The sequence below is a fragment of the Robinsoniella sp. RHS genome (genome assembly GCF_001029355.1).
Lineage (GTDB): Bacteria > Bacillota > Clostridia > Lachnospirales > Lachnospiraceae > Robinsoniella > Robinsoniella peoriensis.
Genome location: NZ_JNGB01000020.1, coordinates 325,460 through 331,797, shown reverse-complemented (window position 1 = coordinate 331,797; position 6,338 = coordinate 325,460). Strand labels below are relative to the sequence as shown.

Annotated in this window: 9 protein-coding genes; 7 read left to right on the top strand and 2 right to left on the bottom strand. The window is 36.4% G+C overall.

What is annotated here, in order from left to right:
* Window positions 1–14 precede the first annotated feature (14 nt).
* Entirely contained in the window at window positions 15–395 is a 381-nt protein-coding gene (locus RHS_RS12070) for a hypothetical protein (RefSeq protein WP_047833311.1), read from the bottom strand.
* Window positions 396–690: 295 nt separating this feature from the next.
* Here RHS_RS12070 and RHS_RS12065 point away from each other — a divergent pair, with 295 nt between their 5' ends.
* Both RHS_RS12065 and RHS_RS12060 read left to right on the top strand, forming a co-directional pair.
* A complete protein-coding gene (locus RHS_RS12065; RefSeq protein ID WP_047833310.1) occupies window positions 691–1,062 on the top strand; it encodes a hypothetical protein in 372 nt (123 codons plus the stop codon).
* Window positions 1,046–1,948: a hypothetical protein gene (locus RHS_RS12060; RefSeq protein ID WP_047833309.1), complete on the top strand. Its 903-nt coding sequence runs from the start codon at window positions 1,046–1,048 to the stop codon at window positions 1,946–1,948. The genes RHS_RS12065 and RHS_RS12060 overlap by 17 nt, the downstream gene beginning before the upstream one ends.
* Window positions 1,949–2,047: 99 nt before the next feature.
* Here RHS_RS12060 and RHS_RS12055 read toward each other — a convergent pair whose 3' ends face one another.
* Window positions 2,048–2,986: a metallophosphoesterase gene (locus RHS_RS12055; protein WP_052431052.1), complete on the bottom strand. Its 939-nt coding sequence runs from the start codon at window positions 2,984–2,986 to the stop codon at window positions 2,048–2,050.
* A 584-nt stretch (window positions 2,987–3,570) separates the two neighbouring features.
* Between RHS_RS12055 and RHS_RS12050 the strand changes: the two genes are divergently transcribed.
* From RHS_RS12050 to RHS_RS12035, 5 genes are all read left to right on the top strand, one after another.
* Window positions 3,571–3,771, top strand: coding sequence for a helix-turn-helix transcriptional regulator (locus RHS_RS12050; protein WP_027291928.1), 201 nt, complete (start codon window positions 3,571–3,573; stop codon window positions 3,769–3,771).
* Window positions 3,768–4,208, top strand: coding sequence for a DUF6773 family protein (locus tag RHS_RS12045; RefSeq protein ID WP_047833308.1), 441 nt, complete (start codon window positions 3,768–3,770; stop codon window positions 4,206–4,208). Before RHS_RS12050 ends, RHS_RS12045 begins: the two co-directional genes overlap by 4 nt.
* Before the next feature lie 511 nt (window positions 4,209–4,719).
* Window positions 4,720–5,478 (top strand): 4Fe-4S binding protein, encoded by a 759-nt coding sequence (locus RHS_RS12040; protein WP_027291926.1) that lies wholly within the window; start codon window positions 4,720–4,722, stop codon window positions 5,476–5,478.
* Window positions 5,462–5,650, top strand: coding sequence for an Ig domain-containing protein (locus RHS_RS30885; RefSeq protein ID WP_395022184.1), 189 nt, complete (start codon window positions 5,462–5,464; stop codon window positions 5,648–5,650). The genes RHS_RS12040 and RHS_RS30885 overlap by 17 nt, the downstream gene beginning before the upstream one ends.
* Window positions 5,651–5,672: 22 nt before the next feature.
* Window positions 5,673–6,329 (top strand): pentapeptide repeat-containing protein, encoded by a 657-nt coding sequence (locus RHS_RS12035; protein ID WP_044297345.1) that lies wholly within the window; start codon window positions 5,673–5,675, stop codon window positions 6,327–6,329.
* Window positions 6,330–6,338 lie beyond the last annotated feature (9 nt).

The following is a 6,338-nucleotide window of genomic DNA, read 5'->3' as shown; positions in this document are numbered from 1 at the left end:
AGAGAGAACCGCATTTATATCATACTGGAACTTGTATTATTTTTCAGTTTCCGGCAAATTTTGTTTAGTTGAAGACTGTAATAAATGGACTGGAGAAAAAGGTAGCCACCTCGAAAAAACTTCTGCTGGTCATAATCCATCTGTCTGTCAGCATGAAAAGAGATTTGGACCGTTTTGGTCTGACGTTCTTCCTTAAATTTTTGAGTTTCCATTTTTACTTCATTTTTAGCCCATGCAATAACATCGTCTCTGGTAGGGCCATGCTCCAGGAGCAGTTTGTCTAAAGTGCCAAGTTTGCGAACAATAGCGGACGTGGTGCTGCCATTAGCCTTGACATAGGATTTTGCAACATAAAATGATTCTGAATTTTTTGATTTCGAGATATGAAGATTCATATGCATCCCTCCTTACACCTCATTATATCACATAATAACAGAAAATAACATACTATAATCAAAAAAAGTTGACACAAAAAAAGCAGGATTTATGCGACCTGCAATAGATTTTTAGTTAGTTCAACTGTCAAACTCCCGAGTCAGAACCGCACCGTCCTCTTCCTGATTTGCCCTGCAGAGAAAAGCGCTGGCCCCGATAATCCCAATTTTACGTTACAGAATATCTTTGGGATATATTGTAAATCAAAATACCCTGTGATAAAATATAGGTATTAATTTACAAAGGGGATATATTTTGAAGAAAAAAATCACATATATAGGCGCAGCATTCCTTTCAATTTTAATGCTTAATGGCTGCGGAAATAAGGTTACGGTAATTGAACAGCCCCGCTTTTCAGGCAGCGGCGAAACGGCTGTAGAATTTTCGGCAAAAGCTAAAGTGATGGAACAGGCAGATAACCGCTCAGCAGATCCAATGGAAAATCAATATAGCTTTACCATTAAATTAGGAAAACAGAAACTGACCTTTCCTATGAGTTATACAGATTTAACCGATCAGGGATTTGAAACAACGGATTCCCTGAGGCAGGAACTAAAACCGCTTGAGATATCAGAGGATAAGTTATTTTTTAAAGATGGAAAAGCAATATATGCCCAGTTTTTTTAATGATACGTCAAAAAAACAGAAATTGGTGGATTGCAGCGTGTCAGGCATTATTATTGATACCTCTATGCTGACTGAGGATTCTGCCAGGGTGGTTTTGCCAAAAGGGGTAACGCTTGGAGTCACCAACCAGGCAGAGATTGAGTATTTATACGGCCCCCCCAATAATACATATGAATTGGAAGCAGATACCCAGCTTTCTTATGAATATGATTCTGGACAGAATATTTTATTAAATATAGACAATGGAACTAAGATATTGGACAGTATCGATATGCACTGTTACCGTCCAATTTACCGGGAACTGCAGATGGAAAGTATTACAGTAATGGGGGCATATCGTAAATTAGAAGAGCCTTACCGCTACAAACAGCCCATTGATCTGGGCGATGATATTTACAGTTCTATTGTAGAATATGATTATAAATTGTATGAACTGCCGGTACCGGTGAGAGAATTTTTAGACCATGGATGGACTTTGGAACAACTGGTATCCAATGTGAAGAATGACAATCAGGAAGTAGCTGGTATGTCTGATACCCAGATCATTTTAACGAAAATGGGTCAGTTTTTGCAGACCACGGTTAAGAATTATAGTTCCCGGCCGGAATCTATTGAAAATTGTTATATTACGAGAGTTTCTGCAGGATCCAAAACTGCAGATGTAGAAACGATGATTCCAACAGGAATTACCAGAGGAATGTCTGGAAAGGAACTTCGGAAATTATTAAAGAAAGTAAAATATAAGAAAGAAGAAACACCAGAATCCACCGTTTATATCGTCCAGAAAGGAGAAGATTCTCCTGCTGTTACAGAAATTATACTTGATTCAGATAAAAATACGGTAGACAGTATCAGCGTAATTGACAGACGGGATACATTGGAGTAGTGATGTTTCAGAATATACGCAAAAGCCTGTACCGGAATGGCTGTTCACCAGAACGTGTTAAAAATTCGCTCTGGGAAGAACAGTCACTGCGGTGCAGGCTTATTTTAACTCTATTTTCGTAATCTCTGGAATATTATTGAAACGCAGCGGAACATTTTTTCCTTTGTAGGTACCAAGCCCTCTGGAAATCACCATGGGGATACCATTCATTACCTGATAGCCGGATACGAAGTTTGGAAGCCATACACCTCCCATGTGAGAAGAGTACAATGCACCGATAAATGGAAGCCGTATCTGTCCACCATGTTCATGTCCGGATAACACCAGATCGATCTGCCATCTTGCATCCTCTTCCTGATCCAAAAAGCTCTCGGGACGGTGGGTGAGCATAAGCTTAAAGATATCCGTCTCTTCGTAATCTTTCAAAAACAGATAACTGCTCTTTTGTCTGTATTGTTCTGAAGTAACTCCCGCATAATTATAAGCATAATCATATAAACCGCCAATGCGGATCTTCTGATTCTTTACCGTGATGTCCAGATAGGTCTGATCCAGGTATAAAGCGCCTGCCTGTTCGATATCCTGTTTGAGGTTAATGTATCTGTGATTATTGAACATACTTATTTCATGATTGCCCGGACTAAAATATACAGGAGCAATCCGCATCAGCTGTCTGATTAATGAAGTGATGTACGTATCCTCTTCGTCATAATAATTAATGGCATCTCCGACAATGCATATAATATCAGGTTTTTGTTTTTCCACTTCCCGGATCAGCCGTTTATTATTTTTCCCAAAGGAATGGCTATGTAAATCAGCTAAAGATATAATTGTAACCGGCTGGTCTATTTTATCTGATTCATAGCTGTATTGTTCCACGGTAATCTTATTTGCTGATAGTAAAAATGAAACACCGGTATAGATCATAACTGTAAGAACAAGGACAAGCAGCATGATTAGCTTCCTGTGTTTCTTCTTTGGTTTGCATTTTGTATTTTTGGTTTTATCCTGCTTTATTTCATTTTCTCTGCTTTTCAAGAAAATTCCTCCGATTTCAATGTGCTGTATAACTGATAGGAAATTAAGTGATTCCTATAATTATTTATTTTATCATAAAATGATATAAAAGAAAATACAATAAAAACCAATCAGTAAATTTCGTTTGTTCGACATCAGAAACATTGATCTTCCTCGAAAAGTGAAATTTCGGGAACGATACAAAAAGCCGGAAGTTTATACCAAAAAAGTGCTATCGAAGTAAATCATGAACTGATACACAGGAATCCTTCCCAAAGGGACAAGCTTTGGGAATCTAACGCAGGACGATATCAGACGGATGATGAATCACATTAGGGGTGGATTTTCCGGTTACAAAAGCGGCATCTGTTTTAAAAAACATGCTTTTCGAGTACAAAAGTGGCATTTCGTTTACAAAAATTCAATTGTTAATTACAAAGATGGCTTTTCACTTTACAAAGTGGCGTCTCGTCTTACAGGTGAGTTTTGGGGAGATTAAGCAGAGTCATAGATGGGCTTATATGTGAGATATTTACAACAAAATGCAATATATAGTTGACATTATGTTTTGTATAGTATATATTATATAATATAAGGAGGGGATCATGAAGAATAAGCGAATGAAAATTGCAAGAATTGAATGTGATATGAACCAGGATGATTTGGCAAAAGCTGTTGGAGTCACCAGGCAAACGATTGGTCTTATTGAAGCAGGAGATTACAACCCTACACTTAACTTATGTATTGCAATATGCAAGGCACTTGGTAAAACATTAAATGATTTATTTTGGGAGGAAATTCTATGAAAAATCAAACACTGAAAGATGAGAGAGTTATAAATGGGAAGAGAAAAATTCAAAGTCATGGGTTTCAAATAGTCTGGCTTGTCCTATTGATTACTGTTTTAATTCAACAATATTTGTATAAAGCTCCGTTTACACAATATGCTGTTGAATTTTTAATAGTTATCGGTATGTCTATTTATGTAGTTATTGCTAATATCATAATTGGCAACGACATATTTAATTCTAAAAAAAGAGGGCAAGTAATCATTGTTATTAATAGCTTAGTAACTGGAATAACTGTTTCCGTTATCAGTACTATTATTAACTATATAAACTACAGCGATAAAATCCAACACCCTACTCCTATTCATCTTGCTCTGGTTTCAGGAATCACGTTTCTTAGTACTACAGCTCTTGCATTTATTGTTTTAGAGATTTTTTTATTTTATAAACAATAAAAAACAAGAAGCTATTGATAAAAAATTAAATGAAGATGATATATCTGAATAAAATGGATATTTTATCAGACGTACAAATAAGCTCCAGTGGTATGCTGATATGACACAGGAGCTTTATCTCCGTTTGATCGTCTATACTTTTACTATTTTCTCTATTCTCTTGTACACATCCGGCTAACATTGCTAATAGCCTATTTCTAACCAGATTCACCACTTATAGGGTCGTCACTTTGACCTGATGTAGCATCCATATTATGTTTACGCAATTGGATGCCCGAACGAGTATTGAAATAATCATAAAAAGTAATATAATGGTTTATGTAGGTTTGCCCTTGGAGGGGCGTTTTGGATAATGAATTTGAAACTCAAAGGCGTGAATTTATTTCAACATAGTAGCTTGCCAGACCGATTATGATAATTCTGTGTGACGAGATTCGTCAAGAAATACTTTTGACTAATAGAAATGGGTGGTCAAGGTGGAATTTAAGAAGAGAGAAAAGAGGATTTAGTAATGAGTGTTTATGTAATATATTTTAGTCCCACAAAAAGCACTGAAAATATTGTTAAAGAGATTGCAAAGAGTTTTGAAGATTATATAGAAATTGATTTAGCAAATAGAGAACTCAATTCTAATTTTATTTTTAATAAGAATGATATATGTATTATCGGTGTACCATCTTATGGAGGAAGAGTTCCCTCGGTAGCATTGGAAAGAATGAATGAATTTAAAGGAAATGGTGTAAGTGCTATATTAGTGGCTTCTTATGGAAATAGAGCTTATGAAGATACACTTAAAGAATTACAGGAATATTTAACTCAAAGAAATTTTAATTGTATTGCAGGAATTGCAGCCATCGCAGAACATTCTATCATGCATCAATTTGCAACAGGACGACCAGATGATGCAGACAAGAAAGAACTTGGCGATTTTTCAAAACGAATATTAGACAAGATTAATAAATCGTTAAAGTGTGAGCCATTAAAACTACCGGGAAATTATCCATATAGGGAATATAACGGAGTTCCATTAAAGCCAAAGGTCAGAAAAGGCTGCATGAATTGTGGATTATGTGCAAAAATGTGTCCAGTTGGAGCAATATCAATTACAGAACTTAAAAAGACTGACAATGCCTTGTGTATAACATGTATGAGATGCGTGGATCTTTGTCCTGCTAAGGCACGAACAGTTAGTAACTTAAAGCTAAAAATAGCTTCAATGAAGATGAAAAAAGTTTGTTCTCAACATAAGGGAAATGAGCTTTTTATCTAATATAAATGATCCTAATGTACAATGGTCATCATCTAATACGTCAAAAGTCACTGTGGATAATCAGGGAAGGGTAAAGGCAATTCAAGAAGGAAGGGCTAATATCTTAGCTATGTCCGAAGGGTGCGCGCAAGGTTACTGTCTGGTAGAAGTGAAGAAGCCAAATGATCATTAAGATTGAGGAGTAGATAAGAAAAATGAAAAGAAAAAAACCAGAAATACAACAAGACCTGGAAGTCATAACAGATGATTTTCAGGATTACATAAAAAAGATACAGGAAGAAGAGGACTGTATCCGTCATAAACAGATACAGAATATAAACTTGGGCGGCGTCGATTTATCCCGTCTGGAATTCGCAGGGGTACTATTTCAAAACTGCCGGTTTCTCAATTGTAATATGGAAACTGCGAGCTTTGTGGACGTCCGCTTTGAAAATTGCGACTTATCTAACAGCCGTATAGAAAACGGATACTTTAGCCGGTGTGAGATGCGTTCCTGTAAGATGATGGGGACGGACTTTCGAAGCAGCACATGGAAGCATACAAAGTTTGCAGATTGTAATATGCGGTTTGTTAACTTGGATCATGCAAAAATGGATGTGGTTGTTATGGAGGATGCAGATGCAGAACATGCCAATATAACGGAATGTAAATTGACGTATATGGAATTGAATAACGTAAAAATGAACCAGGCATCTTTTTTCAGGACTCCATTAAAGGGAATCAATTTTACACAGAGCCAGATAGCAGGAATCACTGTATCTGATTCTTATCAGGAGCTGCAGGGAGCCGTTATTGATGCTTATCAGGCAGCAGATTTGATACGGCTTCTTGGTGTGGTCATAAAAGAATAAAATTAATTA

Coding starts and splice junctions, on each gene's coding strand:
- RHS_RS12070 (WP_047833311.1), bottom strand. CDS start 395: ATGAATCTTCATATCTCGAAATCAAAAAATTCAGAATCATTTTATGTT.
- RHS_RS12045 (WP_047833308.1), top strand. CDS start 3,768: ATGAAAAATCAAACACTGAAAGATGAGAGAGTTATAAATGGGAAGAGA.
- RHS_RS12040 (WP_027291926.1), top strand. CDS start 4,720: ATGAGTGTTTATGTAATATATTTTAGTCCCACAAAAAGCACTGAAAAT.
- RHS_RS30885 (WP_395022184.1), top strand. CDS start 5,462: ATGAGCTTTTTATCTAATATAAATGATCCTAATGTACAATGGTCATCA.
- RHS_RS12050 (WP_027291928.1), top strand. CDS start 3,571: ATGAAGAATAAGCGAATGAAAATTGCAAGAATTGAATGTGATATGAAC.
- RHS_RS12060 (WP_047833309.1), top strand. CDS start 1,046: ATGCCCAGTTTTTTTAATGATACGTCAAAAAAACAGAAATTGGTGGAT.
- RHS_RS12035 (WP_044297345.1), top strand. CDS start 5,673: ATGAAAAGAAAAAAACCAGAAATACAACAAGACCTGGAAGTCATAACA.